Origin of the sequence: Alcanivorax borkumensis SK2 (assembly GCF_000009365.1) — a bacterium.
Lineage (GTDB): Bacteria > Pseudomonadota > Gammaproteobacteria > Pseudomonadales > Alcanivoracaceae > Alcanivorax > Alcanivorax borkumensis.
This window is the reverse complement of the sequence record NC_008260.1, coordinates 2,039,994-2,064,830: the sequence shown is the minus strand read 5'-3', so window position 1 is coordinate 2,064,830 and position 24,837 is coordinate 2,039,994. Positions and strand designations below refer to the sequence as shown.

Genomic DNA, 24,837 nt, shown 5'->3' with positions numbered 1-24,837 from the left:
CGCCATTGCTGATCATTTTCGCCCGAGCTTTGCAGGCAGGGCAGGTAAAAACACGGCTGATCCCGAACTTTGGTGCCGAAGGGGCCATGCAGATTTATAAGCAGTTGCTGTGGCGTACCTTTTCTGCCGCGCAGGAGTTTCCTGGCGATGTGCAGTTGTGGCTGGATAAGCCAGATGCGGCGTTGAAGGCTGAAGCAACAGTGCGTGGCTGGTCTTGTCATTTACAGTCGGATGGCGATCTTGGTGAACGGATGGCCAGGGCGCTCTCACATGGATTGGATCACTTCTCTCGGGTTTTGCTGATAGGTAGTGATTGCTTGCTGCTAGGTCGCCCCTACTTCGAACAGGCACTGCATACACTCGCGCACGCGCCTGTAGTGTTTGGTGCCAGTGAAGATGGTGGCTATGTGCTTCTGGGTAGCAGTCAGGCATCGCTCTGGTCTGCCGCTCGTTTTAACGGTGTCCGCTTTGGTGGTCACCATGCACTGCAGGATAGTTGTGCCTGTTTTGCTCCGGAACAAATAGTGGTGTTGCCGCCGCTATGGGATGTGGATGAAGCGAGTGATGTTGCCAGGGCCCGCTCGTCCGGACTTTTACCGCCTGTCGCTTGTCCTGAGTTGGTGGGTGCGAGGAAGGGTTGGACTTGATTAAATTTCTAGCCTGTAACACAAACAGAGTTTCTGTCGTGGCTGTGGTAGCGGCGGTAAAGGATCACGGGGTAGGTTGATGCAAGATGGATCGCTCCTCGATGCTGAGCTCGTTTCCGAATTGCAGGAGATAATGGGCCAGAATTTCCAGATGCTGGTTGAGTCCTTCCGGCGTGATGGTGAGCAACGTCTGGCCGCCATGGAAAAGGCGCTGAAAGCAGAGGATAAAGAGGCTCTTCGCCGCCAGGCGCACAGCCTCAAAGGTAGCAGCAGCAACCTTGGTGCTGTCCGTGTCGTAGATGTGTGCGTGGCACTGGAGTTAGCGGTGTCTAATCGTGAGTTAGCCAATGTTCCCGTTTTGCTTGAATGTTTGAAACAGCAATTCAGGCAGGCCTGCACGGCACTGCAGGCCTGCCTAGCGTAAAAAGATCGTCAGGGCTGGTCGGATTTTAGGCAAAAAAAACCCTCTTCCGAAATTGGGTGGAAGAGGGGTGTTGTGAGCGCTATTGCTAGCGCCTTGGGGGGATACTGGTCGATCTATGGTGCCTTGTAGCACCACGTTTCTATGGAAATAATGCTACCGAGAAGTGCTTCCTCTTGCTGTAAAGAGCGGTGAGGAAATGTAAGAGTTTGAGTGGCTTTTGGCTTCGAGATGTAGCCATTTTGCTCCGAGCACTGGTTATTGGGTGAGGTATCTTGTAAGCAATCTCTTACAAGACTGTAGGATAAACTGGTGTTTTTGGCAAGATTTTAGGATTGAAACGCAGAGAAATATCATTAAGTATTTGTTTTTAATGGTTATTTATTTTTTGTGTGATTTTCGTCCAGACTTTTAATATTTATTTTACCCACAGAGCAAAATCCGGTTGATATAGTATTTGCGTGTTCAGGGAGTTGGGCACAAGGATTTGCAGGGATTGCAGTACAAGGATGTTGCGGTGAGCGCAAAAGAGTCAGGATGACTCGACGCAAAAAGGGCGGCAGGATGCCGCCCTTTTATTTTGCCCAGAGAAAAAGGATCCGCTTAGCGGATCAGTTTCTCCCGCTTGTTGGGCACACCGTCCCACTCTTCAGCGTCGTCCGGCGCATCTTTCATTTCGGTAATGTTCGGCCACTTCTCTGCCAGATCCGCATTGATCTCTAGGAAATCTTGCTGGTCGTCTGGCAGCTCATCTTCCGAAAAAATCGCGTTTACCGGGCACTCCGGCTCGCATAGTGCACAGTCGATACACTCGTCCGGGTGGATGACCAGAAAATTCTCGCCTTCGTAGAAACAATCTACCGGGCACACTTCCACACAATCGGTGTGTTTGCAGTTAATGCAGTTCTCACCTACTACGAACGTCATATCCTGTCCTCGCCAGGTGTCTTCAATTTATACAGCGCCAGTGACTGATTATAACAGCAACGGGCACGGTCTCGCTTGGGGTGGCGCTAGTCTAGCGATATGCCCTGAGGCAGGCAAACGGAGTGTTGATATAAGGTTATAGCGCCAACACTCTTTCTATGCGCGCCGGCAGCTCGCGCCCACTTAGGTTGCTCTGCAGCGTCTCTAAGAGGGCTTAAGTCAGCTTTTTCAATGTATATAGCGCCTCCAGGGCTTGCTTTGGTGTCAGCTCGTCTGGGTCTAGATCGGTCAACGCTAGCTCGATCGCATTGGGTTCGTTGAATAGTGAGGCCTGGGCCGGAGCCGCCGCCGGTGATGGGGCGGCATAGCTGCTGGGGGGAGTGGCTGAAGGCGCCAGCGGTTTGCTTTGTTCCAACTCGCGTAATTTCTCACCGGCTCTATGGATCACGCTGCTCGGCACTCCCGCCAGTTGGGCTACCTGAAGACCGTAACTGCGACTGGCCGGTCCTTCTTGTACTCGGTGCAGAAAGACAATGCGGTTATCGTGTTCGCTGGCGGTCAGGTGTGCGTTGTAGATGCCCGGCAGTTGCTCTGGTAGTTGAGTCAACTCGAAGTAGTGTGTGGCGAACAGGGTAAACGACTTGAGATTGCGCGCTAGGTGCTCGGCGGCAGCCCAGGCCAGGCTAAGGCCATCAAAAGTGCTGGTGCCGCGGCCAATCTCGTCCATCAGTACTAGGCTTTGGGCGGTGGCGTTGTTGAGGATGTTGGCGGTTTCTGACATTTCCACCATAAAGGTGGAGCGGCCACCGGCCAGATCATCGGACGAGCCAATGCGGGTGAAGATCCGGTCCAGGCTACCGATGCGGGCACTGGCCGCCGGCACACAGCTGCCAAGGTGAGCGAGCAGCGCGATCAGGGCGGTTTGGCGCATGTAGGTGGATTTACCGCCCATGTTGGGGCCGGTAATGATCACCATACGGCGGGCATTGTCTAAGTGCAGGCTGTTAGGAACGAACGCGTCGTCTAGCACCTGTTCCACCACCGGGTGACGGCCATCCACAATTTCGATGATCGCTTCGTCATCTACTAACTGTGGGAGCACCCAGTTGAGTGCTTCGGCCCGTTCGGCCAGCGATGCCAGCACATCGAGCTCGGCCACGGCGGCAGCACTGCGCTGAAGGGCGTGCAGGTCGGCGGCCACTTTTTCCAGTAGTGCTTCGTAGAGGCGTTTCTCCAGCGCTAGAGCTTTGCTGGACGCGGACAGGGCCTTGTCCTCAAATTCTTTCAGTTCGGGAGTGATAAACCGTTCAGCATTTTTCAGTGTTTGACGGCGTTGATAATCTGTCGGCGCCTGATCGGACTCGCGTCGCGACAGCTCAATGTAATAGCCATGCACGCGGTTGTACTTCACGCGCAGGGTGGAAAGCTGGGTTCGTTCGCGCTCGCGGGTTTCGATATCCACTAAAATCGCACCGGCGTTTTCGCTGATGGAACGCAGCTCATCCAGCTCTTCACTGTAACCGGGAGCAATGACGCCGCCGTCGCGTATCAGCATGGGCGGATTCTCGATCACCGCCGTGCCCAGCAATTCCACCTGGTTCGGAAACTGGCCGATGCGCTCAATCAATTCGCAAAAACAATCGGCGGCGGGTAGGGTGCCGATTAGAGGCGGCAGCGCTTTGAGGCTGGCGTGCAGGCGCGTCAGGTCCCGAGGGCGAGCAGAACGTAACGCCACCCGGCCGAGAATGCGTTCCATGTCGCCGATGTCGTTAAGCACATCGCGGGCGGACTCAAAGCACCAGCCCTGACGCAGGGCGTCGATCTGGTCCTGCCGCTGGGTGAGCGTGGTGCGGTTGCGCAATGGCTGGTGTACCCAGCGTTTAAGTAAGCGCGCGCCCATGGCAGTTTTGGTGCTGTCCAGCACCCAGGCCAGGGTGTGTTGCTCCTGGCCATCCAGGGTTTCAGTCAGCTCCAAGTTACGGCGGGTGGCTGCATCCATGGCGACCGCATCATCAAAGCTTTCTACTGTTAGGCCGGTGATATGTGGGAGTTCGCCGCGCTGGGTTTCCTTGGCATAGCCAAGCAGTGCGCCAGCGGCGGAAACCGCCACGGGAGATGGCTCACCAAAGCCGGCCAGATCCTGCACCTGGAACTGTTGGCACAGCTGGCGACGGGCAGCGTCTTCATCAAACTCCCAGCTCGGACGTTTACGAGTACCCGGTCGATCGGACCAGCGCCCCGGCAGACCATGCTCTTCACTGATCAACAATTCCGCTGGCGACCAACGCTCCAGCAAGGCCTGTAATTGCTCGGCACCTTCTACTTGAGTGACGAGAAAACGCCCGGCGGCCAAATCCAGGCTGGCGCAACCGTATTGATTATTATGGTCGAAAACCGCGCACAATAAATTATCCCGACGCTCTTCCAGTAAGGCCTCATCGCTCACCGTACCGGGCGTGACGATGCGAACCACCTTGCGCTCCACCGGCCCCTTGGCCAGCGCCGGGTCACCGATTTGTTCGGCAATGGCCACGGATTCGCCCAGCTTCACCAGCCGCGCCAGGTAGTTCTCCGCCGCGTGGTAGGGAATGCCGGCCATGGGAATCGGCTTGCCGGCACTTTGACCGCGTTGGGTCAGCGTGATATCCAGCAGTCGCGCCGCTTTCTGCGCATCGCCAAAGAACAACTCATAGAAATCCCCCATGCGGTAGAACACCAGCTGGTCCGGGTGTTCGGCCTTAATGCCGAGGTATTGCTGCATCATCGGCGTATGTTGGCTTAGGTCCGCGGTCACAGGTCCTCCATGGGGCGGTAATGAATCAGTGGGCGGTCATGATATAGCGATATGGGAGAGGATTCATGGGGAGATCTGGATGGTTTTTAGGAGGGACTATCTCTGTCTGCCCATTACCGAGTTTATATGCAGGCCGGGTGAGGCCGTTTGGCTTGCACGGAGGGCATCATTCATGCTGCCCCGCGATCTAAACGAGGTTGCCGTTGCCAGGCATAAAAGCCGCTGGGGTGAACGTCCAACAGGAAGCATCGCTCGCTATGTTTCTTTATAAAGGTGTACCTCAATCGGACTGACTAGCAAAGTACGCCGCGGCTTTTTTTAGGATGTCACGCTCTTCGGTAACGCGGTTAAGCTCTTTCTGGAGCTGGCGGATCTCTGCCAGGTCATCGGTCTTAGCCTGATGCTGCTCGGAATCCGGGCCAAATTTCCTGATCCAGGCGTACAAACTGTGGGTAGTGGCACCGGGTCGATCAGCCACTTGGGCTACGCTGTGACCACGATCCGTCACCTGACGAACCGCCTCAATCTTGAATTCTTCGGGATAGCGTTTGCTGCTCATGGGTACCTCTCTGATTGCCATTTTGGATGGCTGAAAGGTGTAGCAAACTGGTGGCGATTCAACCGGCAGAATTCAATGCACAGTTAGAGGTGAAGTTACCGGATGGTAGCCATGCATAACAAAGCCAGCCAGAGGGACCAAAAAACCGCCGCTTCGCTCTGGTTTTTCGGCCCCTGCTGGCAGGCGTTAGGTTTAAGGTGAACTAAATTGATACCTGTTGAGAAAACAACGTTCGGAGTTCCACGATTTCTAGCCTTCATAGACCTGGGTTATCTCAATGAAGCTGTGAAAATTGCTGAAGAAGTTTTTGAGGTTCAGGCTCGAGAAGCTGGCAACGCGCCAGACCAGAATCAATTAGGGAATATAAACGCGACTAGACAAAGTCTTTACAGATCCATCTTTATAAGTGCATATGCATGCTTTGAGCAGAATCTTGATGAGCTATGCAATATGAAGCGTGAAAAATTAGCGTGTTTGTTGAAACCAAACGACCTGAAAGATCGAGGGATAGCGCGTTCAATAAAGTATGCGCAAAAGGCGCTTTCTGCTGCTATTGATACCAATAAGAAACCCTGGGTAACGCTAGAGCTTCTAGGCTCCGTCAGAAATCACTTGGTTCACTACGGTCCTAGCTTCAATGATTCCGGTGAGCACTCCAAGCTCTACGGTCGGCTACAAAATTCAGATCTTGTGTCTCTTAGACCCATGATTTGTTTCGATGCTGAGCAGCTTGAGAAGGTGTTTGATGTGCTTCTTACTGGGGTGAATGATTTTTCGGAGTCAATGTCTTGAATTTGAATGTGTATATGAAAAACCTAACAAGGTCCTGCAGTCGGACAAAATCATAGTGTCATGTCTTTTGCAAAATTTGCAAAATCCCCGCCACTACGCTTTTGCCGCTGAGGAACGGCGTTAAATGGCTCTGCTTTATTGTTGCAGCGCAAGATTCTGAGTCGGTGCTATAGCGAGCGTTTGTGTGCCGTTAGAAAAATAAGAGGTTGTGGCTTGGTTGCCCCGTTCGTTTTGGGCGGCCACATTCATTGTTGGGGGTGGCTGCAAAGTCTTCGTTCTTGCGGGTGCCATAATTCAGTTTGGTTCGCAGGCTCACATCGTGCCAGTAGAGGCGTTGGTGTGTCGCCACTTAACCAGGCAAGGCCGCGGACGCAAAATGCGCGCTGATCTGTAACCACTTTTGTGGACAGAGTTTTCTGTTCATGAGAGGGGTGCAGTGTGGGACCGTGATTCGGGGGCAGATACCCTCTTGAGTTTCCGACTCTGCCCCCGAAATTATCACTGCTTGTAATAGCTGGTGGCCAGATCGATCTGAAGCTTCCGTCACCCATGTCAACGGCTGGAAAGTACAGTGACTCGATCCTTGCTTCCTTTTCCTTCATCAACAATGAGCTGCCCCTGGCCGAAATCAATGAGAACCTGTGCTCAACAGAAGGGGGAGTGAACAACTAGTGTTTGAGTCAGGTAACCGGATTATTTCTGTCTTGATTTTGTGCGTGTCCCCGATGAGTACAGCCTGTAAAAATGGATATAGAAGTGCAATAAAAAGGGCCGGAAGACAAGATTCCGGCCCTTTTGCGTTACTGAGCCCGCAATTCTTTCTTCATGATCTTACCTATCGGATTGCGGGGAATGACATCTACTAGCCTCATCTTTTCGGGAAGCTTGTAAACACTCATACCCTGACTCTTCAGGTAGTCATTGATTTCCTCTAACGCTGGCGGATGGCTCTCATCCGCAGGCACCACGCAAATGCAGACACGCTCCCCCATGATTTCGTCCGGGTGGGGTATGACGGCAACGTCTTGCACCTTATCAAAGCCAAGCACGGCGTTTTCCACCTCGACACTGGAGATGTTGAAGCCTCCGCGGATCACCATGTCTTTCTTGCGATCGTAAAAGCCTACGTGGTTGGCATTTTGCACAATGAACAGGTCTCCGGTGCGGAAGAAACCGTCAGCGGTGAAAGACTGCTCGGTGATGTCCGGGCGTTGGAAGTAACCGGCAAAGACCCCCGGGCTTCGGTAGCAAAGCTCTCCGATGCCTCCGGGCTCGGTGATCTCTTCATCTTGGTCGCCGAGAATCTTCACTTCAATGCCATTGATGCCGGAGGGCCATTCGACGCTTTCTCTGCCCCACCAGGGTAGATGATCCACCCGCATAGCCAGGTCCGGTACGTCGGCGGGGCCGGCCACTAGGCAGGAGCCTTCGTTCTGGCCCCAGATATTGACGATGTCGATATCCCAGCGGCGCTTGAACTCCTGCATGGACCAGGCAGAAGGCGGTGCTGACCCGGTGGTGATGGTCCGCACGCTGGACAGATCGAGCTGGTCCACGTTGGGCAGTTTGGCGATCATGTTCAGCATCGCCGGTACTAGGATGGTATATTGAATGCGCTCTTCGGTAAGCTGGCGCAGCAAGATCTCCGGCGTGATGGGATGGTGCAGCACTAGGGTCCCTGCTGTCGCTAGCCAAGGTACGTAGTTCACCCCCACCGCTGTCATGTTTACCAGGGGCGCCACGCATAGAATCCGGTCGCCCTGCTGCAAGCCACAGGTGGTGAACACGAGGTTAATCATGTACTCCCAGTTGTTGTGGCTCATGGGGCAGCCTTTAGGGTCTGCCTCAGTGCCAGATGTCCAGCACAGCGTAAAAATATCATTGGCTTCTACTGGCACCTCAGGTCCCTGGCTGGGTTTGCTGCGGGCAATATCGGTCAGTTCTTTCAGGCCGATGTAGTGCTCGAAACCCAACTCCTGGCCTAGAGCTTGGTAATCAAAGCCGTGAAAGCTCTCAGCCGACGCGTAGAAGCGGGCCTCGGTCATTTTTTTCACATAACCCACATCCTTGCTTCGCCATTGCATAGGCAGTGCAGAAAGCAAGCCGCCGGCCTTTGCTGCGGCTAGGTACAACATGGCCAGCTCCCACACGTTGGGTAACTGGGCCACTAATACGTCGTCCTTACCAAAGCCGCGGCGCGACAATTCTGCTGCCGTAGCATCCACTGCCTGGCCGAACTCTGCCCAGGTGAGGCGCTGGGCGGGGGTGCCCACCAGCTCGTTCCGGTTGGGGGGATCCACCACCGCTTCTCGCTCTGGGTGGGCGATACAATTGGCGGCCGCGCGCTGGAGCAGGGTCTTGTCCCCCCAGTGCCCCATGTTCGTATATTTCTCAACCAGTTCAGGTTTGTGCAAAATCATGAATTAATTCTCCTGTGACGGTTATTGTTGTTGCCATCCAATTGGAAGCGATGATGGTTGACGTCGACACTCGGGACCACTTCCTGCCAGTAGTGCTTCGACACTATCCGCCAGTGATACTTATTTTTCTAGGACGGGTTTGAACGTCTCGATCATTTTGCTGGCATTGCTAATATTGTATTTCTTGGTGTAAGTGGCGGCATGGGTGTAGATGCTGAGGGCATGTTGCTGTAGTAAGTTACGGTAAAGAGCCGCAATGGGCCGCTTTGGAAAGGGCGGGGATCTCCACCGAAGCGCATTCAAAAAGTCTCGCTAACCGGAATGTATATGCCTCGCATCGCCGTCTTTGCTGACGTCCAGAATATTTATTACACCACCCGCCAAGCTTTTGGGCGGCCTTTCAATTATCGGGCGCTTTGGCAGCTGCTGTCGGCGCAGGGCGAAATAGTTCACGCATTGGCCTATGCCACTCACCGTGGCGACGACGGGCAGACGAAATTTCAGGATGCGCTTAAACACATTGGCTTCACGGTTAAACTCAAACCCTATATTCAGCGCAGTGACGGTTCCAGCAAGGGTGACTGGGATGTGGGCATTGCGGTGGATGTGATGACGCTGGCTCCAGAGGTGGATACGGTGGTGTTGCTTTCCGGGGACGGAGATTTTGATGTGTTACTAACGCGAGTTGGCGCTAATCCGGGGGTTCGTACGGAAGTGTATGGTGTTGAGCCGCTGACTGCGCGTTCGTTGATTGATAGTGCCTCGGTGTTTCATCCGATAGGAGATGCGTTGCTATTAAAGTGATATCAGAGACTTCCGAGCGCTGATAGGCGCGGCAATGGATATCTTTGGCTGACTGTTGATAACCAAACGCAACGATTTTGCTAATGCTCTGGGGTTAAAAATCCGGATGATAGGACGTTCGAGCCTACCCTAGGTGTCAGGCCACTGCGATACGGATAACAATAAGGAGCAGCAAGTATGGCCCGTAAATTGTCTATTATGGATTCCGGCTGGTTAATGATGGAGACCCGGGAAACCCCTATGCATGTGGGGGGGTTGGCGTTGTTTGCCATTCCAGAAGGTGCTCCTGAGGATTATGTGGAAAGTATCTATCGATACCTGGTGGATGTGGATAGCATCTGCCGCCCATTTAACCAAAAGATTCAGTCTCATTTGCCCCTGTACTTAGATGCTACTTGGGTGGAAGACAAAAATTTCGATATTGACTACCACGTACGGCATTCTGCCTTGCCTCGGCCGGGACGGGTGCGTGAGCTGTTGGCGTTAGTATCGCGGTTGCACGCCCAGCGTTTGGATCCTAGCCGCCCGTTGTGGGAGAGCTATTTGATCGAGGGGTTGGAGGGAAACCGTTTCGCTCTTTATACCAAGATGCATCACTCCATGGTGGATGGGGTGGCAGGGATGCACCTAATGCAGTCTCGCCTAGCTACTTGTGCGGAAGACCGTTTACCCGCCCCTTGGTCTGGCGAGTGGGATGCAGAGAAGAAACCGAGAAAGAGCCGTGGCGCTGCAGCGGCGAATGCCGGTATGAAAGGAACAATGAATAACCTGCGCCGAGGTGGTGGTCAGCTTGTGGACCTGCTGCGACAGCCCAAGGATGGCAACGTAAAGACTATCTATCGGGCGCCGAAAACCCAGCTAAACCGCCGGGTGACGGGCGCGCGACGCTTTGCTGCCCAGTCGTGGTCGCTGTCGCGGATTAAAGCCGCGGGCAAACAGCATGGCGGTACGGTGAATGATATTTTCCTTGCCATGTGTGGCGGCGCGCTGCGTCGCTATCTGCTCAGTCAGGATGCCTTGTCCGATCAGCCGTTGGTAGCCCAGGTGCCAGTAGCCTTGCGTAGTGCGGATCAGGCTGGTGAGGGTGGCAATGCCATTACTACGGTTCAGGTAAGCCTGGGTACGCATATTGCTCAGCCGCTGAATCGGCTGGCCGCAATCCAGGATTCCATGAAAGCGGTGAAATCTCGGCTTGGTGATATGCAGAAGTCCGAGATCGATGTTTATACGGTGCTGACCAATATGCCGCTGTCTTTGGGGCAGGTCACGGGCCTGTCCGGGCGCGTAAGCCCCATGTTTAACCTAGTGATTTCCAATGTGCCGGGGCCGAAGGAAACGCTTCATCTCAATGGTGCGGAGATGTTGGCTACCTATCCGGTGTCATTGGTTCTGCATGGTTACGCCCTAAATATCACTGTGGTGAGCTACAAGAATAGCCTTGAGTTTGGCGTGATCGGTTGCCGTGACACGTTGCCTCATATTCAGCGTTTTCTGGTTTATCTCGAAGAATCGCTGGTGGAGCTGGAGCCTTGATTCGGTAATGGTGACTTGATGTATAGAGGCTCCCTAACAACATTGCAGCTTGGTGATTGAGTCGATAATCAACGCGCATTTCTGCTGTATGTTTTTCCCCTTAACCACACATTGCCGGCATGCTAACGGGTTCGCGTATGGAACCCATGCTGCTGCATCCCTCAGGGGGCTGAGTTCTGGTGGAGTAGGTGTATCGATGTAATCGAAGGTTTATGAGGCGTACGTTAAATTGCCACTCCCAACCGCTCTTTTGTTCTTCTCGCCTGCATCTTCCCTTAAAATACCGGGCAACTAATTCCTCTGGAGCAAGATGTCTATGGGCCGCGCCTACCAAAACCGCAAAGAATCCATGGCGAAAACCTCGGACATGAAAGCCAAGGTGTACAGCCGCTATGGTCGGGAAATCTACGTTAGCGCGAAATCCGGTGGTGTGGACCCTACTGCGAATCTGGCATTACGCAGCCTGATTGAACGCGCCAAAAAAGATCAGGTGCCCGGTCATGTGATTGATAAAGCCCTCGACAAGGCTAAAGGGGGTGGCGGTGAGGATTACTCCCCGGCCCGCTATGAAGGCTATGGCCCTGGTGGCAGCATGGCACTGATTGAATGCCTCACTGATAACCCGAATCGTACCTTTGGTGATGTGCGTATGGCCTTTACCAAGACCAAATGTAAGATCGGTACCCAGGGTACGGTGAGCCACATGTTCGATCACGTGGCGATTTTCGTTTTTGCCCACGAAGATGAAGATGCGGTGCTCGAAGCCCTGATGGATGCGGATGTGGATGTCAGCGAAATAGAAAACGATAACGGTATGCTGACGGTGTTCACGCCTAACACCGAGTATTTCAAGGCTAAGCAGGCGCTGGTCGAGGCCTTCGGGGAATTGGAATTCGAGGTGGATGAAATTCAGTTTATTCCGCAGAGTTACACCACCATCAGCGCCGAAGACATGGACATGTTCGATAAATTCATGGCCATGTTGAATGATTTGGATGACGTTCAGAACGTCTATCACAACGTGGATCTGGGCTGATTCCAGTCCTGCAATCGTCAATCCGCAACGGAGAATGCCCTGTGCTGGATAACGACATCCTCGTCGCCGCCGTCGCACTGGCCGGTGCCCTGCAAAAACAACGTTTGCTGTTGGCCACTGCGGAGTCCTGTACCGGGGGGGGCATTGCCCAGACGCTCACCAGCCTGTCCGGCGCATCCACTTGGTTCGATCGGGGTTTTGTCACCTATTCTAATGAGGCTAAGCAAGAGATGCTTGGCGTGCAGGCCTCCACGTTGGCGACCTCGGGCGCGGTTAGTGAAGCAACGGCACTGGACATGGCGCGGGGCGCTATTAGCCATTCCCGTGCCCATGTGAGCGTGGCGGTGACGGGTATCGCCGGGCCGGATGGCGGCACGCCAGATAAGCCGGTGGGCACCGTCTGGATTGCCTGGGGGCAGAAGCTGGGTTATGCAGAAGCTCGCTGTTTCCAATTCGACGGGGATCGCGATGCCGTCCGTCAGCAGAGCATCCTGCACGCCATTCTGGGCTTGAATGCCCGTCTCAAGTAGCCACAATCAGGCTATTCCTTTTCAGCCCTGCTGAGGCGGGGCAGACCAGACAACGATCTGGAAGGTTGCAATGCACAGCCAATGTTGGTCATAATACTGTCCATAACGCCAGTGCTGGCCGAAAGGTCAGATAAGGCGGGTCGGATACGGTTAGATACGGTTAGCGTCAATGAATGACGCGCCGAACACGGAGAGGGGTCACAATGAGCGATAAAAGTAAGGCGCTGTCCGCTGCGCTGTCACAGATTGAGCGCCAATTTGGCAAAGGTTCTGTCATGCGCATGGGCGATCGCAAGCGTGAGCGCATGCCCTCCATCTCGACCGGCTCACTGGGGCTGGATGTTGCCTTGGGTATTGGCGGTCTGCCCAAGGGCCGTATTGTCGAGATTTATGGCCCTGAATCCTCCGGAAAAACCACCCTGACATTGAGCGTGATTGCCCAAGCTCAAAAAAAAGGTGCCACCTGTGCCTTCGTGGATGCTGAGCATGCGCTAGACCCGGATTACGCAGAAAAGCTGGGCGTAAACGTGGACGACCTGATTGTTTCCCAGCCAGACACCGGAGAGCAGGCACTGGAAATCACCGATATGCTGGTGCGATCCGGCGCGGTGGATGTGGTCATCGTCGATTCTGTGGCTGCGCTGGTGCCGAAAGCTGAAATCGAAGGGGAAATGGGTGACACCCACGTGGGGTTGCAGGCTCGTCTGATGAGCCAGGCGCTGCGTAAAATTACCGGTAATGTGAAAAACGCCAATACACTGGTGGTCTTCATTAACCAGATTCGCATGAAAATTGGTGTGATGTTTGGTAACCCGGAAACCACCACCGGTGGTAATGCCCTGAAGTTCTACTCCTCTGTACGCTTGGATATCCGCCGTATTGGTGCGGTGAAGCAGGGCGACGAAGTAACCGGTAACGAAACCCGGGTGAAGGTGGTGAAAAACAAGGTGTCGCCGCCGTTCCGTCAGGCTGAGTTCCAGATTCTCTACGGCCAGGGTATTAATCAGCTGGGAGAAGTGTTGGACTTGGGTGTTCAACAGGGGTTGGTGGACAAATCTGGCGCCTGGTATGCCTACAAAGGCGACAAGATTGGCCAAGGTAAGCAGAACGCCTGCGAGTACCTGCGAGAAAACCCGGCCATTGCCGAAGAAATTGAAACCGAAATCCGGGCCCGCCTGTTGCCGGACCCTACAGCTGAAGCCCCGGCAGAAGAGGCCGCCCCCGCTGACGATGAGTGAGCCGCTGACCGAAGCCGAGTTGCGCCAGCGGGCAGTTGCCCTGCTGGCCCGGCGCGATCACTCCCGCCGTGAGCTTGTCACCAAGCTGCAACAGCGCCTGGGGGATCAGCCGGCGCTGGAGGCGGTGCTAGCCTGGTGTGAGGAGCACGATTTTATCGATGACCGGCGCTTTGCCGGTTTTTTTGTGCGCGCGCGTATTGAGCGAGGGCAGGGGATGTTGCGGATTCGTCAGGAACTGCAGCTAAAAGGCGTTGAGAATGACTGGATTGCTGAAGCGCTAGAGAATGCCGAGGTAGATTGGTTCGCGCTGGCGAAAGACGTTCGTGCCCGCCGTTTCCGGCAGTACCCCCAAGACCAGAAAGAAAAAGCCAAGCAGCTACGTTTTCTGCAAAGTCGCGGCTTTAATGCGGAACAGAGCTTCGCTGCGCTGGATATGCAGGACGCTGAACTGGATTAAATCTGCTGTTTTCTTGTGCTTTCAAGTGCTCCCCCGTTGCGTTGCTGGCGGCGAAATTCAAGCCAGGACCAAAAGCACTTTCGCCCCAGAGCGCACAGGACAGATAGAGATGCCCTTAGGTGAGCGCGCCGCTAGCGTTGCTCATGCTCTTAGCGCGGGAATGCGATTGGGCGGGAGTATATGTGTTGTGCTCTGGTGAGCATCTTCTTGGCGGCGTATTCTGCGTTTTTAATGCGTGTGTGAGATTTTTCATGGAATACCTGTCTGATCCTTGGCTGGTGGCTGCCATGCTAGGCGCTGGTGTGTTGGCAGGTTTTATCAATACTCTGGCAGGAGGCGGCGGTTTGCTGATCTTGCCACTGTTAATGCTCAGCGGCATGAGTGCGGCCCTGGCCAACGGTACCATGCGCGTTGCAGTGTTGATTCAAAGCGCGGAAGCGGTGCGCCAATTCAATAAACGTGGCTCTATGCCCTTTGCCGATCTGCCCGCGATATTGGTGCCGAGCTTGCTGGGAACATTGGTGGGGGCGCTGGCAGCAGCCTTTCTTCCCGAAACTATTCTTAAGCCTGTGCTTCTAATTACGCTGGTGGTGGTCGCGTTACTAATGGTGCTGCGCCCGTCGCAGATGTCACCGGACCCGAACTCAGTGCCATTGTCTCCTAATACCAGCCTGTCGGGCTGGATAGGGCTGTTTTTCGCTGGAGCCTATGGTGGTTTTGTTCAAGCGGGCGTGGGCTTCGTGTTACTGGCGGTGCTTGCCGGGCAGTTACGCTACGACCTGCTACGCAGTAATGCGTTGAAACTGGCTATCACGGGCAGCTTCACCATATTAGCGCTGGCTATCTTTGTGGCCCGGGGGCAGGTGGCCTGGTTGCCTGGGCTGGTGGTTGCGGCGGGTAGTCTGATTGGCGTTCGGCTTGGGGTCAGCTTTGCTCACGCCGTGTCCCCACGTGTGCTCAAGCGTATTTTGCTGGTGATGGTGTTGGCAGTATGCCTAGCCGCGGCAATCAAGGGGTGAGCTTCAAACCATACCCCATAAGGTGCGAGAAGAAAGAGGGTGAGCGGGGAGCGCTTATGACCGTATTTTTCCTCTCAGGTTTGTACGTGGCCAGGGTCTGTCAGCTTTACAGGTGATGCTTCTTTGTTGCCGCTTGGGGTTTGTTGCTTCAGGTTAACTTGTCACCATCGCAACCACGCCTTGAGGGCGGTATACTCGGCGCCTCTGACCGCCAGCCAAGAAAACGTTTCTCTTATGAAAAGTGCTGAATTACGCCAGGCCTTTCTGGACTATTTTGCCAGCCAGGGGCACACCAAGGTGTCGTCCTCCTCACTGGTACCTGCTAATGACCCGACACTGTTGTTTACTAACGCGGGCATGAACCAGTTCAAGGATGTTTTTCTGGGACGTGAGTCCCGGGATTACACGCGTGCTACAAGCTCCCAGCGCTGTGTCCGCGCCGGCGGTAAGCACAATGACCTGGAAAACGTGGGTTATACGGCGCGGCATCACACCTTCTTCGAGATGCTGGGCAACTTCAGCTTCGGGGACTATTTCAAGCGCGAAGCGATCAAGTTTGCCTGGGAGTTCCTCACTGGCACCTTGGGGCTACCGGAAGAGCGGCTGTGGGTTACTGTGCATGTTTCCGACGATGAAGCCGCTGATATCTGGCTAAAAGAAATGGGAGTCAGTGCCGAGCGCTTTTCACGGTTGGACGAAGACAATTTTTGGCAAATGGGCGATACCGGCCCATGCGGCCCGAGCTCTGAAATTTTTTATGATCACGGCGCCGATGTGCCCGGTGGCCCACCGGGTTCTGCAGATGAGGATCTGGATCGCTATATCGAGATATGGAACCTGGTGTTCATGCAGTATGACCGCCAGCCAGATGGGGAACTGCAGCCTCTGCCTAAGCCCAGTGTTGATACCGGCATGGGCCTGGAGCGCATTGCCGCAGTGCTGCAGGGCGTACATTCCAACTACGAGATCGATCTGTTTCAGGCATTGTTGCAAGCTGCGGCCAAGGCCACGGGCTGTACTGATCTGGAAGAGAAATCACTGCGCGTGATCGCAGACCATATTCGTTCAGCCAGTTTTTTGATTTGTGATGGGGTGATTCCTTCCAACGAAGGTCGTGGCTATGTATTGCGCCGCATCATTCGTCGCGCCCTGCGTCATGGCCACAAGCTAGGGCAGGACAAACCGTTCTTTTCCACCTTGGTGGCCGCACTGGTGGCGGAGATGGGTGAGGCCTACCCGGAGCTGGGCCGGGAACAGGCGAGAATTGAAAAGGCCCTACTGGCGGAAGAAGAGCAATTTGGCCGCACTTTGGCTGCGGGCATGAAAGTACTGGAAAGTGCCATTGAGCAGCTTGATGGTAGGGTGTTGCCCGGTGACGTGCTGTTTAACCTCTACGATACCCATGGCTTTCCACCGGATCTGACCGCGGATGTAGCCCGTGAGCGCGATTTGAGCGTGGATATGGACGGGTTTGAGGCCGCCATGGCTGCCCAGCGAGAGCGGGCCCGTGGTGCCGGTAGCTTTGCCAATGATTACAGCGATCGCCTGAATATCGATGCGATAACCGATTTTTCCGGTTACGAGAAATTGGCCGATGACAATACGGTGGTTGCTTTATACAAGGACGGCGCCGCTGTGGACACCCTCAATGCCGGCGAAGAAGGCATGGTGGTGCTGGATCGTACGCCGTTCTATGCGGAATCTGGTGGGCAGGTGGGTGATACCGGTGCTCTAATTGCGGATGAAGCCCGCTTCATGGTCACCGATACCCGTAAGCGTCAGGCAGCACATGTGCATGTGGGCAAGCAGGTAAGCGGCAGCTTGACCATTGGTGGCAAGGTGTCGGCCTGTGTGGATGTGGATCGTCGTCTTGCGGTGATGCGTAATCATTCCGCAACCCACCTTATGCACGCCGCCCTGCGTAACGTGTTGGGCGAGCATGTACAGCAGAAAGGATCGTTAGTATCGGCGGACTATCTGCGGTTTGATTTCTCCCATGGAGAAGCGGTCAGCGAAGCCCAGCGTGAAGAGATTGAAATTCTGGTGAATCGTCAGATCCTCGCTAACACTGCGGTAACTACGGAGTTGATGGATATTGAGTCCGCCCGTGAAGCCGGTGCCATGGCACTGTTTGGTGAGAAATACGATGATCAGGTGCGTGTGCTGAGTATGGGCAGTGACGGTTTTTCCAAAGAATTGTGTGGCGGCACCCACGTAAACCGCACCGGTGATATTGGATTATTCCGCATTACTCTGGAAGCCTCCGCAGCGGCAGGTGTGCGGCGTATTGAAGCGGTCACCGGTGAGCATGCGCTAGCGGTGATGCGCCGACAGGAGCGCGCGCTCAGCGAGATTGCGGCCACGGTGAAAAGCTCGCTGGATAATGCTGCTGATCGCGTGCGTAGCCAGGCACAGAAAGTCCGTGAACTGGAAAAAGAGATCGAGCGTCTCAAGCAGAAATTGGCCAGCGGCGCCGGTGGTGACTTGACCAGTGAAGTACAGGATATTAATGGTGTGAAGGTGTTGGCGACGCAGATTGATGGTGCCGATGGTAAAACCTTGCGGGTCACTATGGACAAGCTGAAAGACAAGTTGGGTTCCGCGGTGATTGTGTTGGCAGCAGTGGAAGGCGAAAAAGTGGCTTTGGTGGCCGGTGTTACTAAGGACCTGACCACCAAATACAAAGCGGGTGATCTGCTCAAGTTCGTGGCCGAACAAGTTGATGGTCGCGGCGGTGGTCGCCCGGACATGGCCCAGGGTGGCGGTAATAATCCCGCTGCGCTGCCCGGGGCGCTGGAAAGTGTAAAGGCCTGGGTGGCCGAGTAGGGCAGCTGGGCCACTAATACGGGGTATTTTTGGCCAAGAAAACCCACTTTGGTGGCGGAATGAGGCTCAAATTCATTCCTCCACACCACCTCAACATGAAATGGTGGCGCGTCTCTGGTATAGTTTCGCGCTCCTTTTTGCAGAAAAAGCGACTTTATGGCTCTTATCGTGCAGAAATACGGCGGTACCTCGGTAGGTACAGTCGAACGTATCCAGGCCGTTGCCGAGAAGGTAGCGGGCTTTCACAAACGGGGTGACCAAGTGGTCGTCGTGGTCTCCGCAATGAGCGGGGAAACCAACCGGCTCATCGAGCTGGCCAACGGCGTTACCGACAAACCCTCTCCACGGGAAATGGACGTGCTGGTCTCTACCGGCGAACAGGTCACTATCGCCCTGTTATCCATGGCGCTGCAGAAGCAAGGCCTCAATGCCCGCTCCTACACCGGCAGCCAGATTCCTCTGCGCACCGACAATACCTACTCCAAGGCCCGCATCGAAGAGATCGACGACAAGAAGGTTCGCGCCGATCTGGATGGTGGCAGTGTGGTAGTGGTGGCGGGTTTCCAAGGTGTTGATAATGACGGCAACATTACTACGCTGGGCCGTGGTGGCTCCGATACCACCGCGGTAGCGTTGGCTGCTGCGCTGAAGGCGGATGAGTGCCAGATTTACACCGATGTGGATGGTGTGTACACCACCGACCCACGAGTAGTGGATAACGCCCGCCGCCTAGACAGCATTACCTTCGAGGAAATGTTGGAAATGGCTAGCCAGGGTTCCAAGGTTCTGCAGATCCGTTCTGTGGAATTCGCCGGCAAATACAATGTGCCGCTGCGTGTTTTGTCCAGTTTCCAGGATGGCCCTGGGACACTTATTACCGTCGAAGACGAGGTTGATATGGAAAAGCCGGTAATCTCCGGAATTGCCTTTACCCGTGATGAAGCCAAGATTATCGTGCGTGGCGCCCCGGATACCCCGGGTATTGCCTACAAAATCCTCGGCCCGGTGAGTGCAGAAAACATTGAAGTGGACATGATCGTACAGAACGTAGGTAAAGACGGTGCTGCCGATTTCACTTTTACTGTGCATCGCAACGATTTTGCCCGCGCTCAGGAAGCCCTGCGTAATGCGTCTGAAGAGCTGGGTAACCCGGAAATCATCGGCGATGACAAGATTGCCAAAGTCTCTTTGGTGGGCGTGGGCATGCGTTCTCATGCTGGCGTGGCGTCCAAAATGTTTCAAGCGCTCGCTACCGAAGGTGTCAATATCGAAATGATTTCCACCTCTGAGATCAAAGTGTCAGTGGTCATCGCCGAGAAGTATCTGGAGCTGGCAGTCCGTGCCCTGCACTCCGCCTTCGAGCTGGATCAGCCCGGCGTCTGAGCGACATACCATCAGGTAGGTGTGGGGCGACGACCGGTCGGTCTAGCCCCCTTTCACGGCAAGACTTGAGAATGTGATTCAGGCATACTATCGGCCCCGTGCCAGGGGTGGGTAAAGGTCTCTACACCAAGGAGTCGTCAAGGACGGCAACCCGCGAGCCTTAGGTACGGAAAGCGCTCACGGAAATGAAAGGACCCCAGGAGGGATCATATGTTAATTCTTACGCGTCGAGTTGGTGAGACCTTGATGGTGGGTGACGAAGTCACTGTTACTGTGCTGGGAGTAAAAGGCAATCAAGTTCGTATTGGTGTGAATGCGCCAAAAGAAGTTGCCGTGCACCGTGAAGAAATTTATCAGCGAATTCAGCACGAAAAATCATCAGATGGCGAGTCTGCCTGATTTTTGAGCTGTATTTTGTTCGCAAAGTCGTTATCATGCGCGGCGAGTTTGGTGACAGGGCCGATTAAGAGCGTTCACCACCAGACCACAAGCAGTACCGCATTCCGGAGAGGTGGGTGAGTGGCTGAAACCAGCTCCCTGCTAAGGAGCCATACGGGAAACTGTATCGCGGGTTCGAATCCCGCCCTCTCCGCCATATTCAAAAAAGCCCCGCAATGCGGGGCTTTTTTTGTATTGTTTCCGCTGGCGCTGCTTCTGCGCAGCATTGGCTTTCCTAACTCCGCCTAGCCCTGAACTTGCGCTACACTACGCTCCCGAACCGCTGTCCCCATTTCCATGGTAAAAGGTGATCCCATGACCGACTCCCTGACTATTGCTCGCCCTGACGATTGGCACTTGCACTTTCGCGACGGCGATTTGTTAGCGGAGACAGTGCCTGCCACGGCAAATGTATTTGGCCGGGCCATTGTTATGCCTAATCTGACACCGCCGGTAAATACCGTGGCCGAGGCCGCCGAGTATCGTGAGCGGATTCTGGCGCAGGTGCCGGCTGGGGTGAACTTTGAGCCGTTGATGGTGTTGTACCTCACGGATAGCACTCCGGTGCAGGAAGTAGAGCGCGCTGCGAACAGTGATTTTGTCCATGCGCTCAAACTCTATCCAGCGGGGGCCACCACCAACTCCGACAGCGGGGTGACCGACCCGGGCAAAATTACGCATCTCTACGAAGCGATGGAGAAGCACGATGTGCCGCTGCTGGTGCATGGTGAGGTCACCGATGCGGAGGTCGATATTTTTGATCGGGAGCGAGTATTCATCGACCGATACCTAGCGGATATCCGTGACCAATTTCCAGCATTGCGCATTGTTTTTGAGCATGTGACCACGGCAGAAGGCGTTAACTTTGTGCGCGAGGCGAATGCGCTTACAGCGGCGACGGTCACACCTCAGCATCTTTTGATGAACCGCAATGATTTACTGGTGGGAGGCGTGCGCCCGCACAATTACTGTCTGCCGATTCTCAAGCGTCGCCAGCATCAAGAAGCTATTCAGAAAGCGGTGATTGAAGGCAATAGCCGTTTCTTCCTGGGCACTGATTCTGCACCCCATGCACGCACTAAGAAAGAAGCCGCCTGCGGTTGTGCCGGTTGTTATTCAGCTCGTGCGGCATTGCCGCTCTATGCGACCTTCCTAGAGCAACACAATGCGCTGGACAAGCTGGAAGGGTTTGCCAGTCACTTCGGTGCGGATTTTTATCGCCTGCCTCGCCACACTGATACCGTAACCTTGGTGCGTAAACCTTGGGCTGTGCCTACAGTAATCGATGCAGCAGGTGAGCCGGTGGTGCCTTTCTTTGCCGGCGAGCAGCTGCCCTGGTCGCTGGGTTGATCGCCATGGAACCACGCATTCCGGTTGTAGTGCTGACTGGCTTTCTGGGTAGCGGTAAAACCACACTGCTTAATCGTTGGTTACGCGAACGAAAGAACGTTGCCTTGATCATCAATGAACTGGGTGATATTGGCATCGACCAGTACCTTACCGGTCGCCGAGATGTGCCGGTGTCGCTACTGGCTGGGGGCTGCTTGTGCTGCGTGATTCAGGGCTCCTTGTCCACCACATTGCGCAACCTGTTGATGGCTCGCAAGAGCGGAGACATTCCTGCTTTTGAAACTGTGGTGATTGAAACTACGGGGGCGGCGGACCCCTTTGGTGTGATTTCACCACTGGAGCAGGATCTCTGGTTAAAAAAACGCTTTTTTTGTCAGTCTGTACTGACTGTGGTGGATACCCTGGCCGGTACCGATGCGCTTGACCGCCACCCCGAAGTGCTCGAGCAAATCCACGCTGCAGATGTGTTGTTGCTTTCCAAGGCAGAGCAGGTCGATGAGGCTTCACTACAAGGGTTGCAGTCGCAGTTGCGGGAGCTGAATGCGACAGCACGGCAATATCGATTGGACAACGATGATCCCGGTTCGCAATTGCTGGATAACGTTTTTGAGCGACGCTGCCGGGTGACGGGTCTGTTTTCGCTGGTGGTTGATCCTGCTACGCCTGCGGTATCCGGTTTGGTGAGTCGCCCGGTACAGAGCCAGGGGCGTCATAACTTATTTAGTGCTTCCTTGCGCTGGCCCTATGGATTGAGTTGGGCGCTGTGGCAAGCTGCTCTGCAGCAGTTACAAGAGCAATGCGGCGAAGCGTTGGTGCGGGTGAAAGGGTTGCTGCAGGTAAGCGGCTTGGATGGCCCTTTGCTGGTGCAGTGGGTGGCGGGGCAAGCTCCGGAGATGACACCATTGAATGATTGGCCTGACCAAGACGGTGACTCGCGACTGGTGCTGATTGTGAGACATAATCAGGCTGACTTTGCGGGCGAACAACTGGCACACTGGCAGGCATTGTTGGATCAGTTGCTGACGACTTCGGCGTGAACCGCCAGCCCTAACGAAAGCGCCTTTCATTGCGGCAGAGTTTTATGGGTTACCTCTATTTGTCCCTAGCCATTGTGGCGGAAGTCGTGGCCACGTCGGCATTGAATGCCTCTCAGGGCTTTACCCGGTTGTGGCCCTCGGTGACCACCGTAGTGGGCTATACCATTGCTTTTTATGCCCTGTCCCTAGCCTTGCGCACTATTCCTATGGGTATCGCCTATGCGGTTTGGGCAGGAGTGGGTATCGTATTGATTGCGTTGGTGGGAGCGGTGTTTTTCAAGCAGCTCCCTGACGTGCCTGCCATGGTGGGTATGGGTTGTATTATTACGGGCGTGGTGTTGGTCACGCTGGTCTCTAATACGGCCAGCCATTGAGCACGTTGAGTCAGTAAGCCGATTAAAAACAAGGAGATGTTGTGACGGATCGAATTAATCAGGTAGAGCTGGCGGTGGATCGGGTTATTGAGGCCACTGGTGGCGAAATTCGCCTAGCCATGCCGCTTGGGCTGGGTAAGCCTAACCGGTTTGTGAATGCGCTCTACGCCCGTGTGGAGGCGGACACACGCTTGAGCCTTGATATCTATACGGCTTTATCTCTGAGCAAGCCCAGTGCTGGCAGCGATTTGGAAAAGCGTTTTCTGAATCCGTTTGCCGATCGGCTTTTTGCTGACTACGAAGAGTTAACCTATTTGGCCGCGCAGAAACGTGGAAACCTGCCTGCCAATATTCGTGTATTCGAGTTTTTTGTGCAGCCAGGCAGCATACTGGGCAATGATGTGGCGCAACAACATTACATTAGCAGTAACTACACTCATGTGGCGCGAGACCTCAATGCTCGGGGCGTGAATGTGGTGGCACAGTTGTTGGCGCATCGCCAGGTAGACGGCAACGATGAATACAGTTTTTCCTGCAATCCAGAAGTCACTCTCGACCTTATGCCGCTGTTAAAGGCGCGCCGTGAAGCCGGTGAAACCATTTTGGCCGTGGGCCAGGTGCATCGGGATCTGCCGTTTATGGAGAACGATGCTCGGGTGGAGGAGTGGCTGCCCGAAATGGATCTACTGGTAGATGATCCGCAAGGACATACCCGTTTGTTCAGTACACCGAACATGCCGGTGAATATTCAGGACCATTTCGTTGGGCTGCACGCCAGCACTTTGGTGCGCGATGGCGGTACGTTGCAAATCGGTATTGGAGCATTGGGTGATGCGCTGGTGCACCATTTGCGCTTGCGAGATCAGGATAACCCCCGTTACTTGAAGGCAGTAAAAGCCTGGGCAGTGCCACCGGAGCATGAGGCGCTGATTGAACAAGAAGGGGGAACCGGTGTTTTCCGTGAGGGCGTTTATGGTTGTAGCGAAATGATGACCCATGGGCTGTTGACGCTGATTGATGACGGCATCATTCGCCGCCCTGTGTATGACTGGGCGCCATTGCAACGGTTGGAAATGCATAACCCGACCACCCCGGGGCTGGCACTGCTGGATGCTTTGCGAGAACAGTCAGCAATTAGTCGGCGGCTGGATAAGGAGCAATTGCGTACGCTGAAGCGGTTTGGCATTTTTCGTAATGAAATTGATAAGCACGGGGATGAATTACAGTTGCCCAATGGGGTGACGGTACCCAATGATCTGGATGATCGCACCACCCGTGAGGCTCTGAAAGCGGTGTTCGGTGACCGTTTGGTTGGGGGGGTAGTCATGCATGGTGGCTTTTTCCTGGGCCCCCGTGATTTTTATGCGCGCCTGCTGGAGATGAGTAAGCAAGAGCACGCCCAAATTAACATGACCCGGATCAGTTTCATCAATCACTTGTATGGTGATGAAATCCTCAAACGGTTACAGCGTCAAGATGCCCGTTTTGTGAATACCGCTTTCACCGTCACCTTGCTTGGCGCGGTGGCTTCGGATCAAATTGAAAACGGCAGGGTACTTAGCGGGGTAGGCGGGCAGTATAACTTTGTCAGCCAGGCCCATGAGCTGGAAGGTGCCCGTTCTATTTTAATGGTACGAGCCTGGCGAGAACGCGCTGGCGAGGTCATGAGCAATATAGTGTTCAGTTATGGCCATAACACCATTCCTCGACACTTGCGCGATATAGTGATCACAGAATATGGGGTTGCCGACCTTCGTGGTAAGACCGATGAGGAAGTGGTGATGGCCATGCTAAACGTGGCCGATAGCCGTTTTCAGATAGAGCTGATGGAGCAAGCTCAGGCAGCAGGTAAATTGCGTGAGGATTACCAAATACCTGAAGTGCATCGTCGTAATAATCCCGAACACCTGCACGAAATAGCAGAACGGTGCGGTAAGGATAGCTTTCCATTGTTTCCGCTGGGTACGGACTTCACTGAGGTCGAGCAACGCTTGTTGACAGCGTTAACTTGGTTGAAAGAAAAAGTGAGTCACAAGGAGTACCTGAAATTGGGACGCAGGGCGTTATTCCACGATGGCAGCCCGTCCGAGTTTGCTGCGCAATTGAAACGTATGGAACTTAACAAGCCGGAAGGGGTTCGAGAACATATTTTCCAGCGCTTGTTGCTGACTGCGCTGGAGGCCACACAGGAAAACTAGGTTTATACAAGCTTTCCACTAGTCTGTTGGGTGTCTAGGCAGGGGCGGCAGAGA

20 protein-coding genes, 1 tRNA gene and 1 pseudogene are annotated in these 24,837 nt (G+C 54.5%); 18 read left to right on the top strand and 4 right to left on the bottom strand.

Going from position 1 to position 24,837, the window contains the following annotated elements:
• Positions 1-5 precede the first annotated feature (5 nt).
• Positions 6-647 carry a TIGR04282 family arsenosugar biosynthesis glycosyltransferase gene (locus ABO_RS09340; protein WP_231860764.1) on the top strand — a complete coding sequence of 214 codons (642 nt, stop codon included), beginning with the start codon at positions 6-8 and terminating at the stop codon, positions 645-647.
• A 133-nt stretch (positions 648-780) separates the two neighbouring features.
• Positions 781-1,071 (top strand): Hpt domain-containing protein, encoded by a 291-nt coding sequence (locus ABO_RS09335; RefSeq protein WP_144412634.1) that lies wholly within the window; start codon positions 781-783, stop codon positions 1,069-1,071.
• Between the two features lie 600 nt (positions 1,072-1,671).
• Here the strand turns inward: ABO_RS09335 and fdxA are convergent.
• The 3 genes and pseudogenes from fdxA to ABO_RS09320 all read right to left on the bottom strand — a co-directional run.
• A complete protein-coding gene (gene fdxA, locus ABO_RS09330; RefSeq protein WP_011589091.1) occupies positions 1,672-1,995 on the bottom strand; it encodes a ferredoxin FdxA in 324 nt (107 codons plus the stop codon).
• Positions 1,996-2,209: 214 nt separating this feature from the next.
• A complete protein-coding gene (mutS, locus tag ABO_RS09325; RefSeq protein WP_011589090.1) occupies positions 2,210-4,789 on the bottom strand; it encodes a DNA mismatch repair protein MutS in 2,580 nt (859 codons plus the stop codon).
• Between the two features lie 182 nt (positions 4,790-4,971).
• Positions 4,972-5,348, bottom strand: a pseudogene (locus ABO_RS09320) (transposase); the annotation flags it as partial.
• Between the two features lie 207 nt (positions 5,349-5,555).
• On the opposite strand from ABO_RS09320, the gene ABO_RS09315 reads away from it, so the two are divergent.
• Positions 5,556-6,140 carry a hypothetical protein gene (locus ABO_RS09315; RefSeq protein WP_011589088.1) on the top strand — a complete coding sequence of 195 codons (585 nt, stop codon included), beginning with the start codon at positions 5,556-5,558 and terminating at the stop codon, positions 6,138-6,140.
• Between the two features lie 800 nt (positions 6,141-6,940).
• Here ABO_RS09315 and ABO_RS09310 read toward each other — a convergent pair.
• Positions 6,941-8,560, bottom strand: a complete 1,620-nt coding sequence (locus ABO_RS09310; protein WP_011589087.1) for a class I adenylate-forming enzyme family protein — start codon at positions 8,558-8,560, stop codon at positions 6,941-6,943.
• Between the two features lie 327 nt (positions 8,561-8,887).
• Here ABO_RS09310 and ABO_RS09305 point away from each other — a divergent pair, with 327 nt between their 5' ends.
• From ABO_RS09305 to ABO_RS09235, 15 genes are all read left to right on the top strand, one after another.
• On the top strand, positions 8,888-9,364 hold the full coding sequence (locus ABO_RS09305; RefSeq protein ID WP_041704983.1) for an NYN domain-containing protein: 477 nt from the start codon (positions 8,888-8,890) through the stop codon (positions 9,362-9,364).
• Between the two features lie 177 nt (positions 9,365-9,541).
• A complete protein-coding gene (locus ABO_RS09300; protein WP_011589085.1) occupies positions 9,542-10,897 on the top strand; it encodes a WS/DGAT/MGAT family O-acyltransferase in 1,356 nt (451 codons plus the stop codon).
• A 316-nt stretch (positions 10,898-11,213) separates the two neighbouring features.
• Positions 11,214-11,933, top strand: a complete 720-nt coding sequence (locus ABO_RS09295) for a YebC/PmpR family DNA-binding transcriptional regulator (protein WP_035461007.1) — start codon at positions 11,214-11,216, stop codon at positions 11,931-11,933.
• Between the two features lie 41 nt (positions 11,934-11,974).
• Positions 11,975-12,463: a CinA family protein gene (locus ABO_RS09290; protein ID WP_011589083.1), complete on the top strand. Its 489-nt coding sequence runs from the start codon at positions 11,975-11,977 to the stop codon at positions 12,461-12,463.
• A 203-nt stretch (positions 12,464-12,666) separates the two neighbouring features.
• Positions 12,667-13,701, top strand: coding sequence for a recombinase RecA (gene recA / locus ABO_RS09285; RefSeq protein WP_011589082.1), 1,035 nt, complete (start codon positions 12,667-12,669; stop codon positions 13,699-13,701).
• The gene (locus tag ABO_RS09280; protein ID WP_011589081.1) at positions 13,694-14,158 is read left to right on the top strand and encodes a regulatory protein RecX; all 465 of its coding nucleotides are present in this window, start codon (positions 13,694-13,696) and stop codon (positions 14,156-14,158) included. The genes recA and ABO_RS09280 overlap by 8 nt, the downstream gene beginning before the upstream one ends.
• A 251-nt stretch (positions 14,159-14,409) precedes the next feature.
• Positions 14,410-15,177, top strand: a complete 768-nt coding sequence (locus tag ABO_RS09275) for a sulfite exporter TauE/SafE family protein (protein WP_011589080.1) — start codon at positions 14,410-14,412, stop codon at positions 15,175-15,177.
• A gap of 234 nt (positions 15,178-15,411) precedes the next feature.
• Positions 15,412-18,003, top strand: coding sequence for an alanine--tRNA ligase (gene alaS, locus ABO_RS09270; RefSeq protein WP_041704981.1), 2,592 nt, complete (start codon positions 15,412-15,414; stop codon positions 18,001-18,003).
• Between the two features lie 156 nt (positions 18,004-18,159).
• Positions 18,160-19,386: an aspartate kinase gene (locus ABO_RS09265; RefSeq protein WP_011589078.1), complete on the top strand. Its 1,227-nt coding sequence runs from the start codon at positions 18,160-18,162 to the stop codon at positions 19,384-19,386.
• 210 nt (positions 19,387-19,596) lie between these two features.
• Positions 19,597-19,785 carry a carbon storage regulator CsrA gene (gene csrA, locus ABO_RS09260; protein WP_011589077.1) on the top strand — a complete coding sequence of 63 codons (189 nt, stop codon included), beginning with the start codon at positions 19,597-19,599 and terminating at the stop codon, positions 19,783-19,785.
• Positions 19,786-19,891: 106 nt separating this feature from the next.
• Positions 19,892-19,981 (top strand) — tRNA-Ser (locus tag ABO_RS09255).
• A 158-nt stretch (positions 19,982-20,139) separates the two neighbouring features.
• On the top strand, positions 20,140-21,174 hold the full coding sequence (pyrC, locus tag ABO_RS09250; protein ID WP_011589075.1) for a dihydroorotase: 1,035 nt from the start codon (positions 20,140-20,142) through the stop codon (positions 21,172-21,174).
• A 5-nt stretch (positions 21,175-21,179) separates the two neighbouring features.
• Positions 21,180-22,211: a CobW family GTP-binding protein gene (locus tag ABO_RS09245; protein WP_011589074.1), complete on the top strand. Its 1,032-nt coding sequence runs from the start codon at positions 21,180-21,182 to the stop codon at positions 22,209-22,211.
• Positions 22,212-22,255: 44 nt separating this feature from the next.
• Positions 22,256-22,585 (top strand): DMT family transporter, encoded by a 330-nt coding sequence (locus ABO_RS09240; protein WP_035461014.1) that lies wholly within the window; start codon positions 22,256-22,258, stop codon positions 22,583-22,585.
• Between the two features lie 41 nt (positions 22,586-22,626).
• Positions 22,627-24,783, top strand: a complete 2,157-nt coding sequence (locus ABO_RS09235; protein WP_011589072.1) for an acetyl-CoA hydrolase/transferase C-terminal domain-containing protein — start codon at positions 22,627-22,629, stop codon at positions 24,781-24,783.
• Positions 24,784-24,837: the final 54 nt, after the last annotated feature.